This is a genomic window from Azonexus caeni (genome assembly GCF_048146105.1).
Lineage (GTDB): Bacteria > Pseudomonadota > Gammaproteobacteria > Burkholderiales > Rhodocyclaceae > Azonexus > Azonexus aromaticus_B.
Genome location: NZ_JBKJAD010000016.1, coordinates 69,256 through 93,828, shown reverse-complemented (window position 1 = coordinate 93,828; position 24,573 = coordinate 69,256). Strand labels below are relative to the sequence as shown.

The following is a 24,573-nucleotide window of genomic DNA, read 5'->3' as shown; positions in this document are numbered from 1 at the left end:
CCGTATTGCGTCCGCAGTAGCAAAAACAAGGGAAAATCGTGCGCTTCCAGATAAAAATCACCAAATCTCGGCCATCCAAGCTCAATTTCAGCAGCCAGGTCGCCTCAAGTCCGACAGGCTGCTAGAGGGCGATTTCACTCGTCCCGAGGAAATTGATCGGGTGATGGAAACATGGGCACGAAGTAGATCGGCCGACGGAGTTTTCGTGTTGCGTGATGACGTTGTTCGTCAGATGGCAGAGAAAGTGCCCCTAGCTAGGAGGCTGGACCATATTCGTGCGTGGCTGGAGGTTGAATCTCTCTCGGCAACAGATATCCTGTTTTCCCTTCAAGAGATTGGCAAGGCTTGGGGTACGGGGAGCCTGGCAGTTTCCGAGCAACTATTGGAATCACAGGCCAGGTTGATCAGTCAAAGGGCAGAGGAACTGCTGCTCAGCGGTTTCAGTATTGGATTCCTCCTCGGACGTCGAGGAGAAGAGTCGGTCCCGCTACCTGACTACGATCTGGCACCCTTTATCGAGGCGGCATCCTTGCAAGCGGGAGATCTGGATGCCCGCGTGTTGTTTCAACTGACGATGGAGGTGGTCCAACGGCTTTCTTCCGAGGAGGCCCGTGAGGTACTTGCCTACGGTTTGGGGCGTATTGAGAGAATGCAGCGAGAGTCCGATGGTGACGGCTCTTGGCATCCTGGGCTAATTCCTCCTGAAAGTATGACCGAAGCGGTGGCAGGTTTGTTGTGGGCCAGACTGGCTTCGCCGTTTGCGGGGCAGCGCTGGCGGGCAGCGCACGCTGTTCGCCGATTAGGGCAAATGAATGAACAGGCCACTATTGATGCCGTGATGCGGCGAATCGAGTTGGCTGAAGGTGGCGCATTCGCCGATTCAAGTTTGCCCTTTTACAGCTTGCATGCACGACTGTATCTCCTGATTGCCTTGGCTCGCGTGGCACATGAGCACCCCATGGTTTTACAAAAGCATGCTGAGCAACTTTCACGGTTCGCTTTTGACGGCCTGCCGCATGTCCTGATGCGGGCATTTGCCGTTGATGCTGCGCTGGCGCTCAATTCGACGTTTCCGGGTACCTACACCAATGGGGCGATAGCAGCCTTGAAAAGTATCAATTGCGGTAGATTGGATTCCGGGAAAACGCCTCAACGTGTTGATTCACCTGGTCGCAGAGACCATCTCGGCTATGAACTTGACCTGAAACCCTATTGGTTTAAGCCTCTCGGTAGTGTTTTTGGCATTTCTGTAGATGAAGTAACCGATCAGGTAGTGGATTGGGTACGCAAGAATTGCATACGAGGTGCATGGTGTTCTGGGGGAGAGGCGCGTAGAGAGCAGTTCCGACGTCAAAGTTCATCGCCCTACAAGAGTGAGCAGCCAGCCGTTGATAACCATGAGTTTTATCTCGCCTATCACGCCATGTTTTGTGTCGCCGGCGAATTGCTCTCTGAGCATCCCATTGTTATTGATCGATGGGAACCGAATGCCTTCGATAGTTGGTTGCGACGGCACCAGTTGGCTAGCAATGACGGTACGTGGCTGGCAGATTGTCGCGATCCGTGGCCAATTAAGCGGCGGCCTTGGCAAAACGAAGAATGTTCTGAAAGTTGGCGCTGGGAGGTGGCACGTAAGGATTTTGAAGATGCTCTATGCATTGATGGCGGGTTGCCGGTAAGTCTCCCTGTTTGGGGGGAATGGCATTTCTCGGAAGGAGCAAAAACGGAGGAATTCTCAATTTCCAGCGCGCTGGTTTCCGAAACTGCGGCTGAATTGGTTCTTTGCCAGTTGCAAGTTGCCAGGGATCCAAACGAGGGTTACCTGCCAGACGACGACCAATATGAGACCGTTCGTTTGGGGAGGCACCGGATATGGGGATGGGTCAGGTCACCTGATTCTGCTTCCGGACTTGACCAATTTGATCCAAACGCTGGGAAGTTACCGTTTCCTGCTGCAAGTCCCGGAAAAGAGATTCGGACTGCCTTCAATTTACATATCAGCGAGGATGGTCGGCAATGGTATTCAGGTATTCAAGGAGCGGATACGGCATTTTGTGCAGAGGTTTGGGGTGATCGAACCAAGGAAAGTGACTACAGTTATCCTGAGTTTGGTCGCATGCTTTATGTTGGCTCAGATTTCCTGAAAATGCTCCTGAAGCGGTTGAAACGTTGCTTGATTGTCAAGGTGGAGATTTCTCGTCGTGAATCAAGCTACGCACGCGATAGTGAATACCTGTATGTGCCGCCGTACTTCCGAATATTCCTGATCGACAGCAAAGGTAGCATTCGATCAATCTGACGATCTGCTGATTGCAACTCCAACAAATACGCCGGGTTTCCCCGGCGTATTTGGATAATTGCCATTTTTAGGCAGTCAACCGCAGCAATTACGCCATCGCTTCGTACAGCGGCAGGGTCAGGAACTCCGGGTAGTCCGGGGTCAGCGACATGCGGTCGAAAATTTCGGCGGCCTGGTCGTAGGTTGCGGTGTCTTCGCCCTGGGCGGTGACGGTGGCTTTCACCTTGGCCAGTTCCTCGGCGATCATCGGGCGGACCATTTCAACGGTGACCTTGCGGCCGTCGTCGAGGATGCCCTTCGGCGAAACCACCCACTGCCAGACTTGCGAACGGGAGATTTCGGCGGTGGCGGCGTCTTCCATCAGGTTGTGGATGGGCACGCAGCCGTTGCCGGCCAGCCAGCTACCCAGATAGTGGATGCCGACGTTGATGTTGTTGCGCAGGCCGGCTTCGGTGATCGGGGTTTCCGGACGGAAATCCAGCCATTGGGCCGGGCCGTAGGAGCCTTCCACCTGCTTCTCGAACTGGTTCGGCTTGTCGCCCAGCACCTTGACGAACTCTTCCATGGCGATCGGCACCAGGCCCGGGTGGGCCACCCAGCCGCCGTCGAAGCCGTCGTTGGCGTCGCGGGTCTTGTCGTGGCGGATGCCGGCCAGCGCCTTTTCGTTGGCGACCGGGTCGTTCTTGATCGGGATCAGCGCCGACATGCCGCCCATCGCCGGGGCGCCGCGCTTGTGGCAGGCCTGCACCAGGGCCAGCGCGTAGGAACGCATGAAGGGCACTTCCATGGTGATCGCGCCGCGCTGGGCGAGGCAGAAGTCCTTGTTCTTCTTGAACTTCTTGATGCAGGAGAAGATGTAGTCCCAGCGCCCGGCGTTCAGACCAGCGGAGTGGTTGCGCAGCTCATAGAGGATTTCTTCCATCTCGAAGGTGGCGAGGATGGTTTCGACCAGCACGGTGGCCTTGATCGTGCCTTGCGGCAGGCCGACGTGGTCCTGGGCCATGACGAAGGCGTCGTTCCACAGGCGGGCTTCGAGGTGGCTTTCCATCTTCGGCAGGTAGTAGAACGGGCCGGCACCGCGGGCGATCTGTTCCTTGGCGTTGTGGAAGAAGACCAGGCCGAAGTCGAACAGGCCGCCGGAAACGCGCTGGCCGTCAACGAGGACGTGCTTTTCGTCGAGGTGCCAGCCGCGCGGACGGATCTGCAGGGTGGCGATCTTGTCGTTGAGCTTGTATTCCTTGCCGTTCTCGTTCTTGAACGAGAGTTCGCGGCGGATCGCCTTGTACAGGTTCACCTGGCCCTGGATCTGGTTTTCCCAGTTCGGGCTGTTGGAATCCTCGAAGTCGGTCATGTAGGAGTCGGCGCCCGAGTTGAAGGCGTTGATGATCATCTTGGCCTCGACCGGGCCGGTGATCTCGACGCGGCGGCACTGCAGCGCGGCCGGCACCGGCGCGACCTTCCAGTCGCCGTTGCGGATGTGCGCGGTTTCCGGCAGGAAGTCCGGCATTTCGCCGGCGTCGATGCGCGCCTGGCGGTCGATACGGGCCTTGAGCAGTTCCTGGCGGCGGGCCTCGAAGGCGCGGTGCAGCTTGGCGACGAATTCGAGCGCCTCGGTGCTGAGGATGAATTCCCATTCGGGCTGGATCGGGGCGGTGATTTGCACGCCGGCGGGGAGGGTGATGGCCATGATGTCTCCTGAAGGATGGGTGAAGTTGAGAAGGAAATTCAGCTATGCAGGCCGCCGACCCAGGCGAGGACGTCGCTCAGTTCGCGGCCGCTGCCGTGCGGCGTGACGTCGAGGACGTCGGCCGGCTGGTTGGTACGATTGACCCAGAAGGTGGTGAAGCCGAACCAGGTGGCGGCGCAGGCATCCCAGGCATTGGCCGAGACGAAGAGGATTTCCTCTTTCGGCAGCTGGAAGGCGTCGACCGCGAGTTGGTACACCTCGGGGGCAGTCTTGAATTTATGCACGCTGTCGGCGGAAAGGATGTGCGCGAACAGGTGGTTCATGTCGTTGTACTTGACGGCGATGTCGAGCATCGAATAGGTGCCGTTGGACAGGATGGCCAGCGGGAAACCCATCGCCTTCAGCGCTTCCAGCGTCGCCACGTTTTCCGGGAAGGGACGCAGGCAGGCGTACTGGTTCATCAGGTGCTGGCGCTGGCTGTCGTTCATCGGCAGTTCCAGCGCGCGGGCGGCGAAGATCAGCGCGTCGCGGGTGACTTCCCAGAAGGTCTTGAACTGGCCGCTCATCGTCCGGATGCGCGTGTATTCGACCTGCTTGGCGCGCCACAACAGGGTCAGCGCCTTGCCCTGGCAGGGGAAATACTCTTCGGCCAGCGCTTCCATGCAATAGACGTCGAACAAGGTCGCGTAGGCGTCGAAGGCGATGGCTTTGGGCGAGGCGGAGGTTGGCGGCGTGATCATGGACATGGAGTTTATTGCTACCAATAAGATAAGATAAGCGGCAAAAGAAGCGGTTATTCTTTTACTAAAAGTAAATAATGCAATGGATACTTTCAAGCAGATTTCGGCATTTGTAAACGTCGCGACGCGCGGCAGCCTGTCCGCCGCCGCCCGTGCCGAAGGCGTGACGCCGGCCATCATCGGGCGCCGCCTCGATGCGTTGGAAAGCCGGCTCGGCGTCAAGCTGCTGATCCGCACCACGCGCAAGCTGACGCTGACCTTCGAGGGGCAGGCTTTCCTGGAAGATTGCCAGAAGGTGCTGACCGATCTTGCCAACGCCGAGGCCGCGGTATCGCTGGGCGGCGTCCAGGCGAGCGGTTACCTGAAGGTTTCGGCGCCGGCCGGTTTCGGCCGCCAGCACGTGGCGCCGCTGGTCGGCGACTTCATGCGCGCCAACCCGGAAGTGCGCGTCAATCTCAACCTCTCCGACCGCCTGGTCGACCTGATCAACGAGAACATCGACTGCGCCATCCGCATCGGCGAACTGACCGATTCCAGCCTGGTCAGCGTCCGCCTGGGTGAGATGCGGCGCATGGTGGTGGCCAGTCCGGCCTACCTGGTCGAACACGGCGTGCCGCGTTCGCCGGACGACCTCGCCGGCCACAACTGCCTGTCGCTCGGCCAGCAGCGCGGCTGGGTGTTCCGCGATCCGCAGAGCGGCAGCATCGATACCTTGAAGGTGACCGGCGATTTCGAGTGCAACGACGGCGCCGTGCTGCACGAATGGGCGCTGGCCGGGCGCGGCCTGGCCTGGCGTTCGCTGTGGGAAGTTGGCCGTGATCTCAAGGAAGGCCGCCTGACCTCGGTGCTCGACGCCTGGCAGGCGCCGCCGATGGGCATCTACGCGGTGTTTCCGCAGCGCCGCCACCTGCCGCTGCGGGTCCGGCTGTTCATCGACCTGCTCAAGGAAAACTACAGCCGGCCGAGCTACTGGGAATTGCGCTGAACGATGAAGAAGCCGGTCTATCGTGCGCTCGGCGTGCTGTCGGTGTTGCTCGGGATGATCGGCGTCGTCCTGCCGCTGTTGCCGACGACGCCTTTCCTGATCCTTGCCGCCTTCTTCTTCGCGCGCTCGCATCCTGAATGGGAGGCGCGGCTGCTGGCCGATCCGCGGGTCGGCCCGGCGATCCTCGCCTGGCGCGAGCGAGGGGCGATCCCGTTGCTGGCCAAGCGGCTGGCGACGCTGCTCCTCGCGATCAGCGCCGTTGTCGGCTGGTTCGGCTTGGCCGGCGACTGGCGCTACCTGCCGGCCAGTTGCGGCGCGCTCATCCTGTTGTGGATGTGGACGCGTCCGTCGGCTTGAGCGGCTGACAGCTGCCGTCCGGCCAGACGACGGCATCGCGGCCCTGGCGCTTGGCCTCGTACATACGGCGGTCGGCACGCCAGACCAGGGCCTCGCAGGCGGCAATGCCTTCCTCGTCGCTGCAGGCGATGCCGAAGGAGGCCGTCATCTGCCGGCCGTCCGGGCGTTGTCCCAGACCTTGCTGGCGCAGGCGCAGCAGTAACATCGGCACCTTGTCGAGCGGCGTGTCGGGCAGGACGGCGACGAATTCCTCGCCGCCCCAGCGGATCAGCAGGTCGCTGCGGCGCAGGCCGGCGCGCAGGTTGTCGGCGAGCAGGCGCAGGCACTGGTCGCCGGCTTCGTGGCCGAACAGGTCGTTGATCTCCTTGAAGCGGTCAAGGTCGATGAAGGCGACGGTCAGCGGCTTGCCGGCCATCCGGTTGAGCCGGAACAGGAGCTTCAGCGCATCCTCACCGGAGCGCCGGGTGTAGGCGCCGGTCAGCGGGTCGTGCATGGCGCGCACGACCAGCGTCGCCATGTAGTGACACTGGCTCATGCCGGAGAACATGGCGACGCCCAGCATCATCAGCATGAACCACAGGGTGCCGCCGTATTGCGCGAGGTCGGGCGCGCTACCGCCGAGGATCAGGCCGGCCAGCCCCATGCCGATCACCGGCAGCGCGAAAAGCAGGGCTTCGAGCGCGGTGAGCGGGAAAATGGCGAGGCCGCCGAGGACGATGGTCGGCAGGTAGGTGTAGAGCTGGGCGACCAGTTTCTGGGCATTGGTCTGGCTGGCTTGGGCGAGCATGTCCGCCGACAGCAGGTGGAACAGCGACGGCACCAGCAGCAGGACCAGCAAAGCCGCCAGTGCCTGGGTGTAGGGTCGGGTCAGCGAGGCTTCGCGTGGCCAGGCCAGGGCGGCGAAGATGGCGGTGGAAGCGAGGCGTAGGGCGATCAGCTTGCCGGCGGTGGCGAGGTCGAAGACGACGAGGTCGATGATCGCGAAGAAGGGGACCAGAATGGCGAACAGCCCGGCGATCAACTGGACGCGGGCGACGATCACCGACGCCGCGTGGCGGCGCAGTTCGTTGCTGCGGCCGGCCGGGGTCAGCATGTCGAGCAACTGTTTGCTGCTCAGTTGCGAGGGGGCGAGGATGTTCTCGCTGATGCGGGTGCGCAGCGATTTCACGACGCCATGCTCCGTCGGCAAGTGCGCGGTGCCGGGGCCGGAAAAAACCGGGGTCGTCCATCGACGACCCCGGCTTGGCGATTGTTGGCTCGCATCAGCGAATCAGGCGGCGCTGGCCTTGCGCAGCAGCCCGTACAGTTCGTCCTTGAGCGCCAGTTTTTCCTTCTTCAGCGTCTCGATTTCGACCGGGCTGGCCGGTTCGATGTGGCTTTCCATGTTCTTGATCTTCTGGTCCAGTTCGTTGTGCTGGTCGAAGAGGTTGAGGAAGTGGCGGTCCGTGGTCTTCAGTTGGGTGATCAGGTCACGGTATTCGGGAAACATGATGCTCTCCTTGTTTGTGTCGTTGTGTCCGTCTCCATTGTACGACCGGGGCCCGGCACTGGTAAGGGGGGGCTCAGTAACGGTGATAGCCCATGCCGACAAAGGGGGGAATGCGGCCGACCAGGCTTTCCAGCAGGATCAGTTCGGCGTCGCTGTGATTGATCACGCGGGCCGGCACCATCATTCGCTGCCGGTCGGCGTTCAGGTAGAGCGGGTGGTCGTGGTAGGTGGTGGCGATCGTTTCGAGGATTGCCGTTTCGCCCGGGGCGCGAATCTCGGCTTCGCCATAGCACAGGCAGAAATAGACCTGCGCCGGAGCCGCTTCGATGTAGCAGGCGGTGCCGCGGATGCCGATGGTGGCAGTCGGCGTCTGCAGCGATTTTTCGCCCTTGCCGAATACCCCCATCAGCCTGCCTTGCAGGATGCGCAGGACGCGCCGGGTGGCGTTGTCCTCGATGACCTGGACGGCGGAATCCGCCCGCTGCAGGTAGGCGTCACTGCCGATGATGTAGATCGCCTGGGCATTGTTGCCGGTGACGATGCGGTCGCCGGCGCTGATCGTCATGCGCGGGCGGGCCGGCTGGCCGTTGACCGTGACTTCGCCGCTGAACTCGTGCACACCGGGCGGCGGCAGCGCCTGGCCGGCGGCCCAGGCGCGGCTGGCGAAGGAAAAGCGTTCGCACAGCGCGAGCGTGGCGAGATGGCGGATCAATTGGCGACGATTCATCGGTGGTCTTCTCCGTTGGCTTGGGTGGGCTGTGTATGCTGCGCTGCTTCGGCAAGCGTAACCAATCGGCGGCGCAAATGCTCGGCGAGAACAAAAAGAATTCGTTGCGGGCCAGGGCGCTCGGTCGGCCTTGCGCGGATCGCCGCGGCAAAGGAAGATGGTCGCTGTCAGCTTGGCAAAAGGTGCAGATTGATGACGAAACGGAATTCCGGAATTGCGCAGCGTCCCGAGGTGGCGGTCATCGGAGCCGGTGTCGGCGGATTGAGTACGGCCATCCGCCTTGCCCAACTTGGTCTGGCGGTGACCGTGTTCGAGCGTCTCGACCGGGTCGGCGGCTTGTGTGGCACCGTCGTTTTCAAGGGGCGGCGCTATGTCGTCGGCTGCAACGATTTTGGCCATGGTCTGCTGCGCGATCTGAAGGCGCTCGGCATCACCTTGCCCTTCGAGCACAAGAAGACCCGTGTCCATTTCGCCGGCGAGCGTTACAGCATGCCGCCCGGCCCGCAGACGATCCTGAATTTTGCCCGCCACCTGCCGTCGTTCGCCCGTTACGTCCTGGGCTTGCGCAAGGCGCGGCGGCGCGCTTACGACAAGGTCCGTTTTCTTGACCAACTGATCGACGAAGCGCGCGTCGGCGGGCGTTTTGCCGACATCCTGATGCTGCCGGCCTACCTGATGGGGGTGCCGCCGGACCGTTTCCGCGTCGATTCGATCCTCGACGAGTTCACTTTCCATTACGGCTACGCCAACCCGATCACGCCGGTCGGCGGTCCGCAGGCGCTGGCCGATGCCCTGCACCAGCGCTTGCTGGCGCTCGGCGGCCAGGTCATTCTCGGTTGCGAAGTGACGGGCGTCGAAACCATGGCGGGAAAGAAACGGGTTCATACCAGTCAGGGCGGCCACGACGTCGATCTGCTGGTGTCGACCCTGCTGAAGCCCGGCCATTTCCCACCAACTTGCGAATCCGGGCTGCCGCTGTCGATGCTGTGGCTGGACATCGATCCGGCCTACCGCCTGCCGCGCAGAATCCATACGCATTTGTTCTATCCACCGGGAATCCGCCAGTGGTTCGGCGACATCTACGCGGGCCGGATGCCGGCCGAATTCGGCTTCCACTTCTTCTGCAGCGATCTTGGCGTCCAGGACGGGGTCAATACGGCCAGCGTCTATTGCCATCTGCCGCGCGGGCTGACCGAGGATGCCGCGATCCAGACGGCCGCGCAGGCTTACATTCTGGAACGGATCGAAAGCCTGTTGCCGGGCATCGGCGCTCATCTGCGTGCTTGCACGATGATTTCGCCGGCACTGTTCCGGGAGATGCACGGGATGGACCCGGTACTGACGCCGGTCATTGCGCCAGCGGGTTTTCCGCAGCCGGAAAACCACGCGCCGGAGGACGACGTGTATTACGCCGGTGCCGCCGCATTCCCGCCGGGCATGCATTCGGGGGCGGCGATCCGTTCGTCGGCTTACGTCAGCGAGTTGATTGCCCGGCGCTTGACGGAAAGGCGCTGACCGGCGTCAGGGCTTGCGGAAGACGTGCCGGACTGCGACCTCAGGCGGCCGGTTGAGGAGGTGGAAGACCGGGCCGACGAAGGGGTTGAGGATGCGGCGCGCGGTGCGTAGGGCCATGCGCACCGGCGAGATGGTGGCACCCAGTTCCTGTTTCAGGTCGTAGGTGGTGAAGCCGAATTCGATGCGCGGAATGCCTAGCCGGATTGCCGTCTCGATCAGTGCGTAGCCGCCATAGATCCATAGACCGTCGTGGGCGGCCTGCTGGCGGCCGAAGAACATGAAACGCATAAGGTCGCCGTCGAGCATCAGCAGGATATGACCGACCAGCGCGTCCTGGCGGTAGAAGAGCATGACTTTCACTTTTCCCGCGAGACGTTGCGAGAGTTCCCGGTAGAACGCCGGGGTCAGCACTTCGCGCTGGTATTCGTCAGCCTGCTCATGGACGACCTGCCATTGCCGGTGCAGGGTCTCGGCAAGGTCGGCGAAATCGTCGCGAATCTCGTAACGGAACTGCTGTTCCCGGCCCTGGGCAAGGTAGCGCAGGAGCTTGCGCCGATAATGGCTGCGCATGGCGGCGATATACGCCTCCGTCGTCGGCCAGGTGACCTCGACGTAGGTGTTGGGCATGCTCTCCAGCCAGTGGTAACCGAGGGTTTCGAGGTCGGCTTGATGCGTCCAGGCTGCCCCTTCGAAGTCGCGCATGACGATGAGCAGCTGTCCGTCGCGCCGGGCGATGTCCTGCAAGACCTCGTCCAGTGCCTTGCAGACCGCGGCGCCAGGTGCGTCGGGCGCCAGCACGAAGGGATCGCTGCTTGGGGTGACCGGCGTGCCGCATTCGAGGATGCTGAACTTGAGGAAATTCGGAAACAGCCGACGCAACTGGGTCAGCAGCTTGCGCAGGGCGGGCGGCGCGAAGATCGCCAGATCGGTGGTGATCGAGTAGAAGCCGGCGATGCCGATCGGCTGGTCGGCCGCATCGGAGAACAGGATGTAGCGGTAGCGGAAGTCGTTGATTCCGGAGTGTTCCAGGATTTCCCAGAAGCGGCGCGAATAGACCAGCGAATGGCCGGCGCCGAGGGCATCCCAGGCCGCCGCCGGAACCTCGGCGATGTGGTCGAATACGGCTGTTCTCACACGGGTCATGGGTTTGCTTCAGTGCGTTGCGGTTTTAAGACGCGATGATCCGGAGCATAGTCGATGCGGCCCGGAATCCCAAGCTTGCGTCAATGCCGCTCCGCGACGCTGCCCCAGGGCATCACGGGCACAGTCGATATCGCGTTGGCCGGCGCCCCCTCGATCAGGCGCCGGCTGATCGCCAGGTAGATGAGTACCTTGCGCTTCGCGTCGTAGCTGCGATGGATGGCGGTTTCCTTGAAGAGCAGCGAGGTGTTCTCGCTGAAGACGATTTCGCTTTCGGGCAGGTCGGCGGGCAGGGCGACCGGGCCGACCTGGCGACAGGCGATGGAGAATTGCGACGGGTCTTCGGCCAGCCCCAGGCTGCCCTTGATGCCGCCCGCCTTGGCCTGGCTGACATGGCAGGTGACGCCGGGAATCTTCGGGTCGTCGAAGGCATAGACGCAGACCCTGTGGTTGGCGCCGATCAGCTTCCAGGCGGTGGTGACGCAGCCGATTTCCTCGGCCTGGGCAGTGGCGGAAAACAGCAGCAGAAAGGCCAGATGGCGAAGTTTCATTCTCATGTTTCCGTTAAGGATGGTCGGCGAACAGCATAGCAAGCGGCCATCCCGGCGGCCAACGAAAAAAAGGCCGGCCCCTTGTGGGAGCCGGCCTTTGCCGCCGCGGGATGGTGCGGCTGTGCTTCTTAGTGGAACTGTTCTTCTTCGGTCGAGCCGGTCAGCGCCTTGACCGAGGACGAGCCGCCCTGGATCACGGTGGTGACGTCGTCGAAGTAACCGGTGCCGACTTCCTGCTGGTGCGAAACGAAGGTGTAGCCCTGTTCGCGAGCGGCGAATTCCGGCTCCTGAACCATCTCCACGTAGTGCTTCATGCCTTCGCCGCGAGCGTAGGCGTGCGCGAACTTGAAGGTGTTGTACCAGTTGATGTGGATGCCGGCCAGGGTGATGAACTGGTACTTGTAGCCGAGATCGGCCAGGCCTTGCTGGAACTTGGCGATGGTCGCATCGTCCAGGTTCTTCTTCCAGTTGAAGGACGGCGAGCAGTTGTAGGCGAGCAGCTTGCCCGGGCAGGCTGCCTGCACGGCTTGGGCGAATTCGCGGGCGAAGCCGAGGTCAGGCACGCCGGTTTCGCACCAGACGAGGTCGGCGTAAGGCGCGTAGGCAACACCGCGGGAGATCGACTGCTCGAGGCCGTTCTTGACGCGGTAGAAACCTTCCTGGGTGCGTTCGCCGGTCAGGAAGGGCTTGTCGTTTTCGTCGTAATCGGAGGTCAGCAGGTTGGCGGCTTCGGCATCGGTACGGGCCAGGATCAGCGTCGACACGCCCATGACGTCGGCGGCGAAACGGGCAGAGATCAGCTTCTCGACGGCTTCGCGGGTCGGCACCAGCACCTTGCCGCCCATGTGGCCGCACTTCTTGGCGGCAGCCAGCTGGTCTTCGAAGTGCACCCCGGCGGCGCCGGAGGCAATCATGTTCTTCATCAATTCGAAGGCGTTCAGCACGCCACCAAAGCCGGCTTCGGCGTCGGCAACGATCGGCAGGAAGTAGTCGATGAAGCCTTCGTCACCCGGGTTGATGCCACGCGACCACTGGATTTCGTCAGCGCGCTTGAAGGTGTTGTTGATGCGGCGAACCATCGTCGGCACCGAGTCGTAGGCGTACAGCGACTGGTCCGGGTACATGGTTTCCGAGGTGTTGCCGTCGGCGGCAACCTGCCAGCCGGACAGATAGACCGCTTCCAGGCCGGCCTTGGCCTGTTGCATGGCCTGACCGGCGGTGATGGCGCCGAAGGCATTGACGTAGCCCTTCTTGGCGCCGCCGTTGACCTTGGCCCACAGGTTTTCGGCGCCGCGCTTGGCGAGCGTGTATTCGATCGGCAGGGAGCCGCGCAGACGGACCACGTCAGCAGCGGAGTAGCCGCGCTTGACGCCCTTCCAACGGGGGTTTTCAGCCCAGTCTTTTTCCAGGGCGGCGATTTGCTGTTCGCGAGTGCTCATGTCTGTTCCTCAGTAGTTGGGTTGGGAAATCGGGTTGTTGCGCCGGGACGGAAACTGTCGGGCGATGGAAGAAGTATAGAGAAATTCGTGCATGGCAGCAATGGTCTTATATAAGACATAAGATAAAAAATTTTGTTTTAAAAACAATGGATTGTTGAGTATTTTTTGCAATACGAAACGCCATTCGCGCCGGTGAAATGCGCTGCAGCAAATTGGGGCTGGGTCGTTCGCGTAGGCGGCTCAACATTGTGGCTTGACTGCAACGAGAAATAGGCGTTGAATTCGTCAAATTTACTAAATTTGGTTGCATATGGAATTTTTAAAACGCCTCTACGACTGGAACGAGCGCACTTTCTGGAATTCTCTGACCAAGAAGTTGATGAGTTTCCTGCTGCTCTTTTTCATCGATCTTGGCTATCTGGCGATCTATTTCGACCAGCAGCGGACGGTAGCCGAGACCTTGAAGGCGTCCGCGGCCTCGGCGGAAGCGATGCAGCGCATCGCCGACAGTCTCGACCACGGCCTGATCCTGATGATCACGCTGACGGTTGTCGCCTTGAGCTGGAATTTGCTGCAGATTCTCTACATCCGTTACCTGATCCTGCGCCCGGTCCGCATGATCGCCCAGATCTTCGACGAGATCGCCCGCGGCGAGGGGGATTTCTCGCGCAACCTGCCGACCATCACGCACGATGAATTGCGCACGCTGGCCGAGGCTTACAACCGCTTCGCCGACAAGATGCGCGAAATCATCAGCGAGGTGCGCAAGATGAGCGTCAACATTGCTCGCGAGGCGGTGGTGGTGAAACGCTCGGTGGCGTCTACCGCCGAGCGCGCCAACCAGCAGGGTGAAATCGCCAACTCGGTGTTCGGCGCGAGCAGCGAGGCGGTGCAGGCAATCCAGGAGGTGTCGAGTTCGGCCGATCTGATTTCGCATTCGACCGACAGCAACCTGGCGACCGCCCGCCATTCGCTGGCCGAAATGCAGGAAATCGTCGCCAAGGTGCAGGGGGTCAGCGATCAGCTCAACAATTTCAACAATACCGTCGGCCATCTTGCCGAGCGTTCCGACAGCATCCGGCAGATTGCCGGGCTGATCAAGGAGATTGCCGACCAGACCAACCTGCTGGCGCTCAACGCGGCGATCGAGGCGGCGCGGGCCGGCGAGATGGGGCGGGGGTTCGCGGTGGTGGCCGACGAGGTGCGCAAGCTGGCGGAGCGCGTGAACAAGGCGACCGAGGAAATTTCCAGCAACATCGGCGGCATGATCGATCTGGTTCGGGATACCCAGCGCGAGAACGAGGTGATCAACGGCGACATCCGTCAGGCGCGCGAAGTGGTCGAACGCTCGTCCGGCGATTTCCAGCAGATGGTCGGCAATTTCGAGCGTACCGGCGACCAGTTGACGCAGATTGCGGCGGCGATGGAGGAGTTGTCGGCGACCAATTCCCTGGTTCATGACTCGGTCCGCCAAGTGCATGACCTGTCGGTCGAAGTGGTCGGCAGCATGAAGGATTCGGAACAGACCTCGCAGATGCTGAGCAAGGCGACCGAGAGCGTCCAGGAGCTGGTGTCGCGCTTCAAGATCGGGCGTGGCGCCTTCGATTTCAACGTGGACAAGGCACGCCTGTTCCGCGACCGGGTCCAGGACAAGCTTGCCCAGTTGGCCGCGTCCGGCGTCAATGTCTGGGATCAGGACTACCGGCCGCAGCCGGAGACCAATCCGCAGAAGTATCTGGTGAGTTATTGCACTGTATTCGAACAACAGATGCAGCCGCTGTTCGAGGAGGCATTGGACAGCCTGCGTGGCGGAGTCTACGCGCTGATCGTCGATGCGCGCGGTTACGGGGCGATCCACAATCGCAAGTATTCGCAGCCGCTGACCGGCAACTATCAGAACGATCTGGTCGGCAACCGCACCCGTCGCATCTGGGACGACGTGACCGGCCAGCGCGGGGCAAAAAACACCTTGCCGTTGCTGGTTCAGACCTATGCCCGCGATACCGGGGAAATTCTCTCCGAAATCAACCTGCCGATTCTGGTCGGCGGCCGTCACTGGGGTGGGGTGCGGGTCGGTTGCGACAGCGCGGTGCTGCTCGAGACCTGATTCCGGTCGCGGGCCGGCCTGTGCTCAGTGCTCGAGCAGGCTGGCTCCCTGGCTGGCGCCGTGTCGGGTGCGACGGTCCATCTCACGTTCGGCGTCTTTCGCTTCCTGCAACAGCCGTTCGGCAAGATCATTGGCGGTGCGTTCCAGTTGCTGGCAGCTACGCATTGTCGGCAGCCCGAGGATGCCGTGGTCGATCCGCTGCGCGTAATCGCGGGCGATGCGGACGTGTTCCATTTCGTGGTTTTTCAGCGCTGCCAGGTAACTGTCGAAACGTTGCCGGATTGCCGGGTCGGCGGTGCTCAGGCGCGGCAGCGTGATTTCCGCCGCCAGCCGGGTCTGGTTGCCGGTGATGCGGCAGCGCCCGTCGGCTTCTTTCCACCAGCGGTAATGCCAGTTCGCGCGCCATGCCGTGTAGCCATGGAAAACCGCGCCATCCTGACGAATCGGCGTTGCCGCATTGATGGCGGCGAGCAAGGTCATGCCCGGTCGATGCGTGCTGTCGTAGTACCTGAAGACGAGGGTTTCTTCGAACTCGGCGGCGGCCGGCAGCGCGGCCAGCGCGAGCAGGCCGGCGGCGAGTCGGTGGCGGAGCTTCAGAGCAGCGGCCGGGCGGCGACCAGGACGCCGTCCTCGTCGGCGTACAGCCATTCGCCCGGATGGAAGGTGACGCCGCCGAAGGTCAGCGCCAGGTTACGGTCGCCGATACCCTTCTTGACCGTCTTTTGCGGGTGCGTGTTGAGCGCGCGAACGCCGATGTCGATGCCGTTGATGTCGCCGGAGTCGCGGATGCAACCATAGACGACGACGCCTTCCCAGCCGTTCTTGTGGGCGAGGATTGCCAGTTGGTCGCCGACCAGCGCGCAACGCAGCGAGCCGCCGCCGTCGATGACCAGCACTTTGCCCGAGCCCGGCTCGTTGAAGATCTCGCGCACCAGCGTGTTGTCCTCGAAAATCTTCAGCGTGACGATCTCGCCGCAAAAGGCTGCGCGCGCGCCGTAGCGCTGGAACATCGGGGCGACGACGCGGACGGTCTTGCCCAGCTCGGCCTCGTACTGGTCGCAAAGGTCGGGGGTCTTGAAGCTCATGTTGGGGTCTCCGAAATAGAAAAAGCCGTGCAATCTTGCACGGCTTTCACGAGGGAGCGCAATCGTCAGGCGACGGCTTCGGCTTTTTCTTCCTCGAAATCGAGCTTGATCCTGCCGTCCGTGCCGAGGTCAACATTGACCTTGCCGCCGTTGGCCAGGCGGCCAAACAGCAGCTCGTCGGCGAGCGCCGAGCGGATCGTGTCCTGAATCAGCCGGGACATCGGCCGGGCACCCATCAGCGGATCGAAGCCCTTGTCGGCGAGCATTTCCTTGACCGCGTCGCTGAAGTGGGCCTCGACCTTCTTCTCGTGCAACTGCTCTTCGAGTTGCATCAGGAACTTGTCGACAACACGCAGGATGATCGCGTGGTCGAGTGCCCGGAAGGAGATGGTTGCGTCCAGTCGGTTGCGGAACTCCGGCGTGAACAAGCGCTTGATCTCGGCCATTTCGTCTCCGGCTTCCTTGGTTGCGGTGAAGCCCATCGACGCCTTCTGCAGGTCGGCGGCGCCGGCATTGGTCGTCATGATGATGACGACGTTGCGGAAATCCGCCTTGCGGCCGTTGTTGTCGGTCAGCGTGCCATGGTCCATGACCTGCAGCAGGATGTTGAAGATGTCCGGGTGCGCCTTCTCGATTTCGTCGAGCAGCAGCACGCAGTACGGCTTCTTGGTCACCGCCTCGGTCAGCAGGCCGCCCTGGTCGAAGCCAACGTAGCCCGGCGGGGCGCCGATCAGCCGCGAGACGGCGTGACGCTCCATGTATTCCGACATGTCGAAGCGGACCAGTTCGATGCCCAGGCAGTAGGCGAGCTGGCGGGCGACTTCGGTCTTGCCGACGCCGGTCGGCCCGGAAAAGAGGAAGGAGCCGATCGGCTTGCCCGGATTGCCGAGGCCGGAACGGGTCATCTTGATCGCCTGCGCCAGCGCGTCGATTGCCTTGTCCTGACCGAAAACGACGTTCTTCAGGTCGCGGTCGAGATTCTTCAGCGCGCTGCGGTCGTCCATCGAGACGTGCTGCGACGGGATGCGGGCGATTTTGGCGACGATTTCCTCGATGTCGGTCTTGCCGATCGTCTTCTTCTGCTTCGACTTGGGGAGGATGCGCTGCGCCGCGCCGGCCTCGTCGATGACGTCGATCGCCTTGTCCGGCAGGTGGCGGTCGGTGATGTAGCGGGCCGACAGCTCGACCGCCGAAGTCAGCGCGGTGGCCGAATACTTGATGCCGTGGTGCGCCTCGAAGCGCGCCTTCAGCCCCTTGAGGATGTCGATCGTCTCGGCCACCGAGGGCTCATTGACGTCGATCTTCTGGAAGCGGCGCGACAGGGCGCTGTCCTTCTCGAAGATGCCGCGGAACTCGGTGTAGGTGGTGGCGCCGATGCACTTCAACTGGCCGGACGACAGCGCCGGCTTGAGTAGGTTGGAGGCGTCGAGCGTGCCGCCCGAGGCCGAACCAGCACCGATCAGGGTATGGATTTCGTCGATGAAGAGGATCGCGTTCGGGTTGTCCTGCAGCGACTTCAGCACCGCCTTCAGGCGCTGCTCGAAATCGCCCCGGTACTTGGTGCCGGCCAGCAGGGCGCCCATGTCCAGGGCGTAGACATTGGCGTGCGCCAGGATTTCCGGCACTTCGCCTTCGACCACCTTGCGCGCCAGACCTTCGGCGATCGCCGTCTTGCCGACGCCGGCTTCGCCGACCAGCAGCGGGTTGTTCTTGCGCCGCCGACAGAGCGTCTGGACGACGCGCTCCAGTTCCTTGTCGCGGCCGATCAGCGGGTCGATCTTGCCCTGCAGCGCCAGCGCGTTGAGGTTGATCGTGTATTGCTCGAGCGGCCCGGCATCGGCCTTTTCATTTTCGGTTTCGATTTCGCCTTCCGGGGCGGCCTTCTGCTGTGGCACCTTGCTGATGCCGTGGGAAATGTAATTGACCACGTCGAGCCGGGTGACCCCCTGCTTCTGCAGGAAATACACCGCGTGCGAGTCTTTCTCGCCGTAGATCGCCACCAGCACGTTGGCGCCATTCACTTCCTTCTTGCCGGAAGACTGCACGTGCAGGATGGCGCGCTGGATCACGCGCTGGAAACCGAGCGTCGGCTGGGTGTCGATATCGTCCTCGCCACCGACCACCGGCGTGTGTTCATTGATGAAGTTGGTCAGATCCTTGCGCAGCGCATCGGGCTTCGCTCCACACGAACGCAAGGCGTCCGCTGCCGATGGGTTGTCGATCAGGGCGAGCAGGAGGTGTTCGACGGTGATGAACTCGTGGCGCTTCTGGCGCGCCTCGACAAAGGCCATGTGCAGGCTGACTTCGAGTTCCTGGGCAATCATCAGTTTTCCTCCATGATACAGGCGAGCGGGTGTTGATGCAGGCGGGCATGCTTGCTCACCTGATCAACCTTGGTGGCCGCGATGTCCCGCGGAAATACCCCGCAGGTGCCACGACCTTCGTTGTGAACTTTGAGCATGATTCGCGTCGCTTGTTCAGTATCCAACGAAAAAAAACGCTGCAGAACTTCAATGACGAACTCCATCGGCGTGTAGTCGTCGTTCAGCAACACTACCTTGTACATCCGTGGCGGTTGCAGCTTGCTGCGCAGTGCAGCAAGCTGACCGCCTTCCTGAATTTTGGTGGCCATGCGCTCGATTCTATACAGTCCGCTCCAATCTGCAACCTCCCGGGGCGCGAGATCACGACATCTTCGAAGACGTTGCATGCAATTTTCCTGCCTGCTCGATTGTTGCGCTGCCGCATGGAAAATTGTTGACGGAAAAATTCAAACGGCGTAAAAATTCGCTGTTTGGATTCAAACCGTCTTACGGCTGCCGCGTGTGCCAGGTTGTTGAGCTCAAACAGGGAGACGGGGAGACCCGGAAATTTTCAGGCTTTTTGTAGGGATGTAGCAGACATGGCAATCGGTACTGTCAAGTGGTTCAATGATTCGAAGGGCTTCGGCTTCATTACGCCGGATGATGGCAGCGAAGACCTCTTCGCCCATTTTTCCGCCATCAACATGAATGGCTTCAAGACCCTGAAGGAAGGCGAAAAGGTTTCCTTCGAGGTCGTGCAGGGCCCGAAGGGCAAGCAGGCTTCCAATATCCAGCGCGCCTGAACGGGCTCGATCACGAAGCAGCCGCCTGATTTCAGGCGGTTTTTTTCTGTCGTTGTCGCGTCAACTGACGTCGATTTCGTCGCGCCTTTCCTTGCCCATGTTGTCGGTCCAGCGTACTGCCAGGCGATCGCCTGCCTTGAGGTTGCGGGTCTTGAATGTAAACAACGGGTTGGTGGCGATCGAAGTGTTCAGCTGACCATCGACCAAGCGTTGTCCATTCAGTTGGACGGTGAAGTGCTGGATGAAGTGCGCGGGAATCATCTTGCCCGTTTCGTCGCGAGCTTGTCCGCTTTCCATCGGGTGCTGCATGAGGATGCGGACGAGGGCGATGTCGCCCTGAAGTTGTGCGCGAATCTTGATTTCCGCACTCATTTCAACCACCACAGCCGCCGAGTGTGACTTTGATTTCCCGGATGGCGATGTGCGTTCTGCCGTCGCTGGTTCGGATCAGAGCCCTGACCTGTGTGCTTTCCGCCAGCTTGATCTGCAGCTTGGCGTAGGGCAGGGCGTTACCGGCAAAATTGATCTCGGCGCACAAGGGCATGGGATTCCGGTCTGCCAGCAGCAGCAGGCTGCGTGCGCCGGGCAGATTGCTGGTGATCTCGACGTCGACCTTGGCGCCGTTTTCGGCTATCTCGGGTGCGATGATGGTGATGTCGCGGCTTTCTGTGGCGTTGCTGACGGCAAGTTGTCGCAGGGCTTCTGCCGTGCTGCGGGCGGTGAAGGCGCGGGACTTCCATTCGCTGGCGAGGACGCGTTCCGGGTGCAGCAGTCCTGTTCCGAGCAGTGGCAGGACGAGGCCGGCGCTGACGCCATCGCGCAGAAATCTCCGGCGTAGTTCCGAGGTGCTTTTCATGGTCAGTTTCAGGGGGCTTGCCAGTGGCCGGACTTGCCGCCCATTTTTTCCAGCAGGCGGACGTTGTCGATGCGCATGCCGCGATCAACCGCCTTGCACATGTCGTAGATGGTCAGCAGGCCGACCGTTGCGGCGGTCAGAGCCTCCATTTCGACGCCGGTGCGGCCGCTGCATTCGGCGGTGACTTCGCAATGCACGACGGGTGCGTCGGCGTCGATGGTGAATTCGACGCTGACCCGGGTCAGCGCGATCGGGTGGCAGAGCGGGATCAGTTCGCCGGTGCGTTTGGCCGCCTGGATGGCGGCGATCCGGGCAACGCCCAGGACGTCGCCTTTTTTGGCCGAGCCGTCGCGGATCAGCGCCAGCGTTTCCGCCTGCATGCTGATGCTGCCGGCGGCGCGAGCAAGGCGGGAGCTTTCCGCCTTGGCGCCGACATCAACCATGTGGGCCTGGCCGGCGCTGTCAAAATGGGTCAGAGGGGAGTCGCTCACGGTAGCTTACGTTTGGTTACCAGGCGCCGGTCAGGGCGGAAAGAAGGCTGCGCTATCATAGCACCATGTTTTCGCCGCGCCGCCCTCTTGCCCTTCTCCTTGCTGCCTTGCTGGCGGTGCCGCCGGTGGCCGCGCAAAATCTGCCGGAACTGGGCGAGGTCGCCAGCGAGGAACTGCCGGTGGCGCTGGAAAAGCGCATCGGCCTGCAGATCATGCAGGAAATCCGCCAGCGCGAGATCAGCTATCTCGACGATTACGACATCGAGTCCTACCTCAACCAACTGGCCGGACGCCTCGCCGGTGTCAGCAGCGATCCGGGCTTCGGCTTCGAGATTTTTGCGCTGACCGATCCGTCGATCAACGCCTTTGCCATGCCCGGCGGCTACATCGGTGTCCATAGCGGACTGATCCTGGTCGCCCAGAGTGAATCGGAACTGGCCGGGGTGCTGGCGCACGAGTTGTCGCATGTGACGCAGCGCCACATCGCGCGGCAGATCTTCCAGTCCAAGCGCATCGGTATCGCCTCGATGCTGGCGATGGGCCTTGGCTTGCTGGCGGCGCGTTCGAATTCCCAGGTGGCGGGGGCAGCGATCGCCACTTCGCAGGCCGGCGCCATTTCCGCGCAACTGGCGTATTCCCGCGATTTCGAGCGCGAAGCCGACCGCATCGCTTTCGACATGCTGGGTCGCGCCGGTTTCGACGAACGCGGCATGGCCGGCTTTTTCGGCCGCTTGCAGCAGTCGGTGCGGCTCTACGAGAACAATGCCGTCGCCTATCTGCGCACCCATCCGCTGACCGGCGAACGTCTTGCCGACATGCAGAACCGCGAGATCGGGCTCAACTACCGGCAGGTCCCCGACAGCCTCGATTTTCACCTGGTGCGCGCCCGCCTGCGCGCTCAGCAGGGTCGGCCGAGCGATGCGGTGAAGGAGTTTTCCGAACAGCTGACGGCGCGCAAGTTCGCCAGCGAAGCGGCGGCGCGCTACGGGCTGGCCTTGGCTTATTACCGTAGCCGCGCCTGGGCCGAGGCGCAACGCGAGGTCGATGCCGCCCGGGCGCTGGGCGAGACATCGCCGATCCTCGAGCATCTGGCGGCCGACGTGCGGGTGGCTGCTGGTCACGGCGAGGAAGGGCTGCGCATCTACCGGGCGGCGATCAGTCGCTTTCCACGAAACATGGCGTTGGTCTACGGCTATGGTACCGCCTTGACCGAGCTACGGCGTTTCGGCGACGCCCTGAATCTGGCCGACGAACAGCTGCGGGTGCGGGCCGACGATCTGCGCCTGCATCGCCTGCGTGCCGCCAGTTATGCCGGGATGGGCCGGCCCGGGGCGCAGCATCGGGCGCTGGCCGAGGTTTTCGCGCTGCAGGGGCAGACGGCCGGGGCGATCGAGCAGCTTGAGCTGGCGCGCAAGGCGGGCGGCGATTTCTACGAGATGTCGGCGATCGACTCGCGGCTGCGCGAACTCAAATTGCGGCGTCTCGAGGAACTGAAGGAAAAGAACAATTGAGAGTAGAATTCCCGGCTTGATCCAACTACACGACGACCATGGAATTTGATCGCGAACTCGACGTCAAGGGGCTGAACTGCCCGCTGCCCATCCTGCGCACCAAGAAGACCCTGGCCGAAATGGAATCCGGCCAGGTGCTGCGCGTTCTCGCCACCGATCCGGGCTCCCTCAAGGACTTCCCCGCCTTTGCCCGGCAGACCGGCAACGAGCTGGTTGCCAAACGGGAAGCGGACGGCGTCTTCGAGTATCTGCTGAAGCGCAAATAAGCCCCGGATTTGCCGCGTTTTTCGAGGATCGGCGGGCGCCTGCGGGCGAACCCGCCGCTTGGCGTTTCGCCGATTGTTTCGAGTATCTCTCCGCGACCGGTATTGATGACCTGCATGCCGTTCTGGCGCGGATCGAAACGCAGCCGGCGTGGACCGTCGTCGCCCTCGACTATGAACTCGGCTATCTGCTCGAGCCGCGCTCGGCGCCGCCAGGCTGGCGGCCCGGTGCGAAGCCGCTGGCGCGCTTCTGGCGCTTTCGCGACTGCCACCGCCTGACGGCAGAGGCCGCCGGGCACTGGTTGGCGGCGCAGACGAGCGGTGCCGCGGCGGGTGTTGGCGACTTGCGTGAGGCGCTTGGTGAGGCCGACTATCACGCCGCGCTGCAGCGCATCCAGCAATGGATCGCCGCCGGCGACTGCTATCAGGTCAATTTCACCTTTCCGTTCGAATTCGACTGGTTCGGCAAGCCACTCGACCTCTATGCCCGACTGCGCCAGCGTCAGCCGGTACGCTACGGCGGCTTCGTTGGCGACGAGCGGCAGGGCATCGTCTCGCTGTCGCCGGAACTGTTCGTCGAACGTCGGGGCGACCGGCTGCTGACCCGGCCAATGAAGGGGACGGCGCCGCTCGACTCGCCGCCGGCAGCGCTGCGCGATTCGCTCAAGGATCGCGCGGAAAACCTGATGATCGTCGATCTCCTGCGCAACGACCTCGGGCGCATCGCCGCCAACGGCAGCGTGCGCGTCGAGCGCCTGTTCGATATCGAGGATTATCCGAGCGTGCGGCAGATGGTCTCGGAAATCTCGGCGACGGTGGCCGGGCGCAGCTTCGGCGACATCCTGTCGGCGCTGTTTCCCTGCGGTTCGATCACCGGCGCGCCGAAGATCCGCGCCATGCAGATCATCGGTGAGCTGGAGCCGGCGCCGCGCGGCATCTACACCGGCGCTTTCGGCTGGCTGGCGCCGGACGGCGACTGCCGCCTCAACGTCGCCATCCGCACGCTAGAACTGGATGCCAACCGGCGCGGGCGGATGGGCATCGGCAGCGGCATCGTCGCCGATTCCGAGGCCGCTGCCGAATGGGCCGAGTGCCGCCTGAAAGCATCCTTCCTGCGTGATTGCGATCCCGGCCTGCAACTGATCGAGACCTTGCGCCGCGACAACGGCGTTTATCCGATGTGGGCCGGTCATTACGAACGCCTGCGCCGTTCCGCCGCGTGGTTTGGCTTCCCGGTCGACGAACAGGCGCTGTTGCGCGCGCTTGCCGAACAGCCGACGACCGCCGGCACCTGGCGGGTCCGGCTGGCGCTGGACAAGGCGGGGAAGATCGAGGTGCAGTCTTTCCCGCTGGCGGCCACGCCACCGCAAACGCAGGGCGCCTGGCTGGCCGAAACTCCTATCGACGCCGACGACCCGCTGCGTCGCCACAAGACGACCGCGCGCGCCGTGTACGACGCGGCGCTGGCCGGCCTGTCGGCGGACGTGTTCGATGTGGTCTTTCTCAACCAGCGTGGCGAGGTCGCCGAAGGCGCGCGCAGCAATGTCTTCGTCGAGCGCGATGGCGTGCTGCTGACGCCGCCGCTGAGTAGCGGCGCCTTGCCCGGCGTGTTGCGGGCCAGCCTGCTTGCCCGCGGGCGGGCGCGCGAGGCGGTGCTGCGGCCGGCCGATCTGGCCGACGGCTTCTGGCTGGGTAACGCCCTGCGCGGCCTGATCCCGGTCCGCCTGCAGACTGCACCCTAAGCGCTGCGGCGGCGCTTATTCAGGTAGAGCAGGGCGAGCGAGACGAGGGCGCCGAGCAGCGCGTAGAGGAAGACCTTGCCGCCGATTTCCTGGTATTCGACCAGCACCGGCTGTTCGTTTTCGATCCGGTAGCGCACGGTGGTCTGGAAGTTCCACGCCGAGGCCTTGACCTGCATGCCGCCGGGCAGCGTTTTCCATTGCACGGTGATCATCTCGTAAGCTGTTTCCCCGCTTTCCTCGGCGGGAAGCAGCGAGCTCACCCGGCCGTCGGCGCGGGCGGCGGCCAGTTGGCCGACCGGGACGGCGCAGGTCTGGCCGTCGGCGCAGCGCACGGCGAGCGGATAGTCGGGCAGCCATTCGCCGCCCTTCTGCCACGGCCAGAACAGGAACAGCCCGAGCCCCCATAGCCAGACCAGGACGCAGAACACCATCAACGCGCTGAAGATCGCCGAGAAGCGTTGCGTGTGCTGCGGCGCGCTCATC

25 protein-coding genes are annotated in these 24,573 nt (G+C 62.5%); 9 read left to right on the top strand and 16 right to left on the bottom strand.

Annotation, left to right across the window (positions count from 1 at the left end; translation table 11 throughout):
• Positions 1 to 2,299 (top strand): hypothetical protein (locus ACLIIZ_RS14880; RefSeq protein WP_416693405.1); only part of this gene is annotated, 2,299 nt, incomplete at its 5' end.
• Between the two features lie 88 nt (positions 2,300 to 2,387).
• Here ACLIIZ_RS14880 and aceB read toward each other — a convergent pair.
• Together aceB and ACLIIZ_RS14870 are read right to left on the bottom strand one after the other, a co-directional pair.
• Positions 2,388 to 3,986: a malate synthase A gene (gene aceB, locus ACLIIZ_RS14875; protein WP_416693404.1), complete on the bottom strand. Its 1,599-nt coding sequence runs from the start codon at positions 3,984 to 3,986 to the stop codon at positions 2,388 to 2,390.
• A 38-nt stretch (positions 3,987 to 4,024) separates the two neighbouring features.
• Complete coding sequence (locus ACLIIZ_RS14870; RefSeq protein WP_416693403.1) at positions 4,025 to 4,732, bottom strand: haloacid dehalogenase type II; 708 nt, start codon at positions 4,730 to 4,732, stop codon at positions 4,025 to 4,027.
• A gap of 76 nt (positions 4,733 to 4,808) precedes the next feature.
• Here ACLIIZ_RS14870 and ACLIIZ_RS14865 point away from each other — a divergent pair, with 76 nt between their 5' ends.
• Together ACLIIZ_RS14865 and ACLIIZ_RS14860 are read left to right on the top strand one after the other, a co-directional pair.
• The gene (locus ACLIIZ_RS14865; RefSeq protein ID WP_416693400.1) at positions 4,809 to 5,711 is read left to right on the top strand and encodes a LysR family transcriptional regulator; all 903 of its coding nucleotides are present in this window, start codon (positions 4,809 to 4,811) and stop codon (positions 5,709 to 5,711) included.
• 3 nt (positions 5,712 to 5,714) lie between these two features.
• Positions 5,715 to 6,068 (top strand): YbaN family protein, encoded by a 354-nt coding sequence (locus tag ACLIIZ_RS14860; protein ID WP_416693399.1) that lies wholly within the window; start codon positions 5,715 to 5,717, stop codon positions 6,066 to 6,068.
• Here the strand turns inward: ACLIIZ_RS14860 and ACLIIZ_RS14855 are convergent.
• The 3 genes from ACLIIZ_RS14855 to ACLIIZ_RS14845 all read right to left on the bottom strand — a co-directional run bounded on the left by ACLIIZ_RS14855 (position 6,031) and on the right by ACLIIZ_RS14845 (position 8,284).
• The gene (locus ACLIIZ_RS14855) at positions 6,031 to 7,236 is read right to left on the bottom strand and encodes a GGDEF domain-containing protein (RefSeq protein ID WP_416693396.1); all 1,206 of its coding nucleotides are present in this window, start codon (positions 7,234 to 7,236) and stop codon (positions 6,031 to 6,033) included. The two genes, ACLIIZ_RS14860 and ACLIIZ_RS14855, sit on opposite strands and share 38 nt — an antisense overlap.
• A gap of 102 nt (positions 7,237 to 7,338) precedes the next feature.
• Positions 7,339 to 7,557: a YdcH family protein gene (locus tag ACLIIZ_RS14850; RefSeq protein ID WP_416693393.1), complete on the bottom strand. Its 219-nt coding sequence runs from the start codon at positions 7,555 to 7,557 to the stop codon at positions 7,339 to 7,341.
• A 73-nt stretch (positions 7,558 to 7,630) separates the two neighbouring features.
• Positions 7,631 to 8,284, bottom strand: a complete 654-nt coding sequence (locus ACLIIZ_RS14845) for a FecR family protein (RefSeq protein WP_416693392.1) — start codon at positions 8,282 to 8,284, stop codon at positions 7,631 to 7,633.
• Between the two features lie 192 nt (positions 8,285 to 8,476).
• Between ACLIIZ_RS14845 and ACLIIZ_RS14840 the strand changes: the two genes are divergently transcribed.
• Complete coding sequence (locus tag ACLIIZ_RS14840) at positions 8,477 to 9,799, top strand: phytoene desaturase family protein (protein ID WP_416693391.1); 1,323 nt, start codon at positions 8,477 to 8,479, stop codon at positions 9,797 to 9,799.
• Positions 9,800 to 9,805: 6 nt separating this feature from the next.
• On the opposite strand, the gene ACLIIZ_RS14835 is transcribed toward ACLIIZ_RS14840, so the two are convergent.
• The 3 genes from ACLIIZ_RS14835 to aceA form a co-directional block, all read right to left on the bottom strand.
• On the bottom strand, positions 9,806 to 10,942 hold the full coding sequence (locus ACLIIZ_RS14835; protein WP_416693389.1) for a GNAT family N-acetyltransferase: 1,137 nt from the start codon (positions 10,940 to 10,942) through the stop codon (positions 9,806 to 9,808).
• Between the two features lie 80 nt (positions 10,943 to 11,022).
• Positions 11,023 to 11,490 (bottom strand): CreA family protein, encoded by a 468-nt coding sequence (locus tag ACLIIZ_RS14830; protein ID WP_465221448.1) that lies wholly within the window; start codon positions 11,488 to 11,490, stop codon positions 11,023 to 11,025.
• A gap of 128 nt (positions 11,491 to 11,618) precedes the next feature.
• On the bottom strand, positions 11,619 to 12,929 hold the full coding sequence (aceA, locus tag ACLIIZ_RS14825) for an isocitrate lyase (protein WP_416693385.1): 1,311 nt from the start codon (positions 12,927 to 12,929) through the stop codon (positions 11,619 to 11,621).
• A gap of 310 nt (positions 12,930 to 13,239) precedes the next feature.
• Here aceA and ACLIIZ_RS14820 point away from each other — a divergent pair, with 310 nt between their 5' ends.
• Complete coding sequence (locus tag ACLIIZ_RS14820) at positions 13,240 to 15,036, top strand: methyl-accepting chemotaxis protein (protein ID WP_416693383.1); 1,797 nt, start codon at positions 13,240 to 13,242, stop codon at positions 15,034 to 15,036.
• Between the two features lie 24 nt (positions 15,037 to 15,060).
• Here the strand turns inward: ACLIIZ_RS14820 and ACLIIZ_RS14815 are convergent, their stop codons facing one another.
• The 4 genes from ACLIIZ_RS14815 to clpS all read right to left on the bottom strand — a co-directional run bounded on the left by ACLIIZ_RS14815 (position 15,061) and on the right by clpS (position 18,753).
• Positions 15,061 to 15,684 carry a DUF922 domain-containing protein gene (locus ACLIIZ_RS14815; RefSeq protein ID WP_416693382.1) on the bottom strand — a complete coding sequence of 208 codons (624 nt, stop codon included), beginning with the start codon at positions 15,682 to 15,684 and terminating at the stop codon, positions 15,061 to 15,063.
• Complete coding sequence (gene rraA, locus ACLIIZ_RS14810) at positions 15,630 to 16,121, bottom strand: ribonuclease E activity regulator RraA (RefSeq protein ID WP_416693380.1); 492 nt, start codon at positions 16,119 to 16,121, stop codon at positions 15,630 to 15,632. The genes ACLIIZ_RS14815 and rraA overlap by 55 nt, the downstream gene beginning before the upstream one ends.
• Before the next feature lie 65 nt (positions 16,122 to 16,186).
• The gene (clpA, locus tag ACLIIZ_RS14805; protein ID WP_416693378.1) at positions 16,187 to 18,445 is read right to left on the bottom strand and encodes an ATP-dependent Clp protease ATP-binding subunit ClpA; all 2,259 of its coding nucleotides are present in this window, start codon (positions 18,443 to 18,445) and stop codon (positions 16,187 to 16,189) included.
• On the bottom strand, positions 18,445 to 18,753 hold the full coding sequence (clpS, locus tag ACLIIZ_RS14800; RefSeq protein WP_416693376.1) for an ATP-dependent Clp protease adapter ClpS: 309 nt from the start codon (positions 18,751 to 18,753) through the stop codon (positions 18,445 to 18,447). Before clpS ends, clpA begins: the two co-directional genes overlap by 1 nt.
• 270 nt (positions 18,754 to 19,023) lie before the next feature.
• Here clpS and ACLIIZ_RS14795 point away from each other — a divergent pair, with 270 nt between their 5' ends.
• Positions 19,024 to 19,227 carry a cold-shock protein gene (locus ACLIIZ_RS14795; RefSeq protein WP_028994647.1) on the top strand — a complete coding sequence of 68 codons (204 nt, stop codon included), beginning with the start codon at positions 19,024 to 19,026 and terminating at the stop codon, positions 19,225 to 19,227.
• 60 nt (positions 19,228 to 19,287) lie between these two features.
• Here ACLIIZ_RS14795 and soxZ read toward each other — a convergent pair whose 3' ends face one another.
• Genes soxZ through moaC form a run of 3 tightly spaced genes read right to left on the bottom strand, consistent with a single transcriptional unit; the run spans position 19,288 to position 20,574 of the window.
• Positions 19,288 to 19,599 (bottom strand): thiosulfate oxidation carrier complex protein SoxZ, encoded by a 312-nt coding sequence (gene soxZ / locus ACLIIZ_RS14790; protein ID WP_416693374.1) that lies wholly within the window; start codon positions 19,597 to 19,599, stop codon positions 19,288 to 19,290.
• A 1-nt stretch (position 19,600) separates the two neighbouring features.
• Positions 19,601 to 20,083 carry a thiosulfate oxidation carrier protein SoxY gene (soxY, locus tag ACLIIZ_RS14785; RefSeq protein ID WP_416693373.1) on the bottom strand — a complete coding sequence of 161 codons (483 nt, stop codon included), beginning with the start codon at positions 20,081 to 20,083 and terminating at the stop codon, positions 19,601 to 19,603.
• An 8-nt stretch (positions 20,084 to 20,091) separates the two neighbouring features.
• On the bottom strand, positions 20,092 to 20,574 hold the full coding sequence (moaC, locus tag ACLIIZ_RS14780) for a cyclic pyranopterin monophosphate synthase MoaC (RefSeq protein ID WP_416693371.1): 483 nt from the start codon (positions 20,572 to 20,574) through the stop codon (positions 20,092 to 20,094).
• A 65-nt stretch (positions 20,575 to 20,639) separates the two neighbouring features.
• On the opposite strand from moaC, the gene ACLIIZ_RS14775 reads away from it, so the two are divergent.
• From ACLIIZ_RS14775 to pabB, 3 genes are read left to right on the top strand one after another with little or no spacing between them, the layout of a single operon-like run.
• Positions 20,640 to 22,085, top strand: a complete 1,446-nt coding sequence (locus ACLIIZ_RS14775) for a M48 family metalloprotease (protein ID WP_416693370.1) — start codon at positions 20,640 to 20,642, stop codon at positions 22,083 to 22,085.
• A 38-nt stretch (positions 22,086 to 22,123) separates the two neighbouring features.
• Complete coding sequence (locus tag ACLIIZ_RS14770; protein WP_374326613.1) at positions 22,124 to 22,351, top strand: sulfurtransferase TusA family protein; 228 nt, start codon at positions 22,124 to 22,126, stop codon at positions 22,349 to 22,351.
• Positions 22,348 to 24,090 (top strand): aminodeoxychorismate synthase component I, encoded by a 1,743-nt coding sequence (gene pabB, locus ACLIIZ_RS14765; protein WP_416693410.1) that lies wholly within the window; start codon positions 22,348 to 22,350, stop codon positions 24,088 to 24,090. Before ACLIIZ_RS14770 ends, pabB begins: the two co-directional genes overlap by 4 nt.
• Here pabB and ACLIIZ_RS14760 read toward each other — a convergent pair.
• Positions 24,087 to 24,572 (bottom strand): hypothetical protein, encoded by a 486-nt coding sequence (locus ACLIIZ_RS14760; RefSeq protein ID WP_416693368.1) that lies wholly within the window; start codon positions 24,570 to 24,572, stop codon positions 24,087 to 24,089. The two genes, pabB and ACLIIZ_RS14760, sit on opposite strands and share 4 nt — an antisense overlap.
• Position 24,573 lies beyond the last annotated feature (1 nt).

Coding starts and splice junctions, on each gene's coding strand:
- rraA (WP_416693380.1), bottom strand. CDS start 16,121: ATGAGCTTCAAGACCCCCGACCTTTGCGACCAGTACGAGGCCGAGCTG.
- ACLIIZ_RS14840 (WP_416693391.1), top strand. CDS start 8,477: ATGACGAAACGGAATTCCGGAATTGCGCAGCGTCCCGAGGTGGCGGTC.
- clpS (WP_416693376.1), bottom strand. CDS start 18,753: ATGGCCACCAAAATTCAGGAAGGCGGTCAGCTTGCTGCACTGCGCAGC.
- ACLIIZ_RS14830 (WP_465221448.1), bottom strand. CDS start 11,490: ATGAAACTTCGCCATCTGGCCTTTCTGCTGCTGTTTTCCGCCACTGCC.
- ACLIIZ_RS14815 (WP_416693382.1), bottom strand. CDS start 15,684: ATGGCTGTACGCCGACGAGGACGGCGTCCTGGTCGCCGCCCGGCCGCT.
- aceA (WP_416693385.1), bottom strand. CDS start 12,929: ATGAGCACTCGCGAACAGCAAATCGCCGCCCTGGAAAAAGACTGGGCT.
- ACLIIZ_RS14835 (WP_416693389.1), bottom strand. CDS start 10,942: ATGACCCGTGTGAGAACAGCCGTATTCGACCACATCGCCGAGGTTCCG.
- ACLIIZ_RS14795 (WP_028994647.1), top strand. CDS start 19,024: ATGGCAATCGGTACTGTCAAGTGGTTCAATGATTCGAAGGGCTTCGGC.
- ACLIIZ_RS14845 (WP_416693392.1), bottom strand. CDS start 8,284: ATGAATCGTCGCCAATTGATCCGCCATCTCGCCACGCTCGCGCTGTGC.
- ACLIIZ_RS14760 (WP_416693368.1), bottom strand. CDS start 24,572: ATGAGCGCGCCGCAGCACACGCAACGCTTCTCGGCGATCTTCAGCGCG.
- ACLIIZ_RS14820 (WP_416693383.1), top strand. CDS start 13,240: ATGGAATTTTTAAAACGCCTCTACGACTGGAACGAGCGCACTTTCTGG.
- soxY (WP_416693373.1), bottom strand. CDS start 20,083: ATGAAAAGCACCTCGGAACTACGCCGGAGATTTCTGCGCGATGGCGTC.
- ACLIIZ_RS14860 (WP_416693399.1), top strand. CDS start 5,715: ATGAAGAAGCCGGTCTATCGTGCGCTCGGCGTGCTGTCGGTGTTGCTC.
- aceB (WP_416693404.1), bottom strand. CDS start 3,986: ATGGCCATCACCCTCCCCGCCGGCGTGCAAATCACCGCCCCGATCCAG.
- soxZ (WP_416693374.1), bottom strand. CDS start 19,599: ATGAGTGCGGAAATCAAGATTCGCGCACAACTTCAGGGCGACATCGCC.
- ACLIIZ_RS14770 (WP_374326613.1), top strand. CDS start 22,124: ATGGAATTTGATCGCGAACTCGACGTCAAGGGGCTGAACTGCCCGCTG.
- ACLIIZ_RS14850 (WP_416693393.1), bottom strand. CDS start 7,557: ATGTTTCCCGAATACCGTGACCTGATCACCCAACTGAAGACCACGGAC.
- ACLIIZ_RS14865 (WP_416693400.1), top strand. CDS start 4,809: ATGGATACTTTCAAGCAGATTTCGGCATTTGTAAACGTCGCGACGCGC.
- ACLIIZ_RS14870 (WP_416693403.1), bottom strand. CDS start 4,732: ATGTCCATGATCACGCCGCCAACCTCCGCCTCGCCCAAAGCCATCGCC.
- ACLIIZ_RS14775 (WP_416693370.1), top strand. CDS start 20,640: ATGTTTTCGCCGCGCCGCCCTCTTGCCCTTCTCCTTGCTGCCTTGCTG.
- clpA (WP_416693378.1), bottom strand. CDS start 18,445: ATGATTGCCCAGGAACTCGAAGTCAGCCTGCACATGGCCTTTGTCGAG.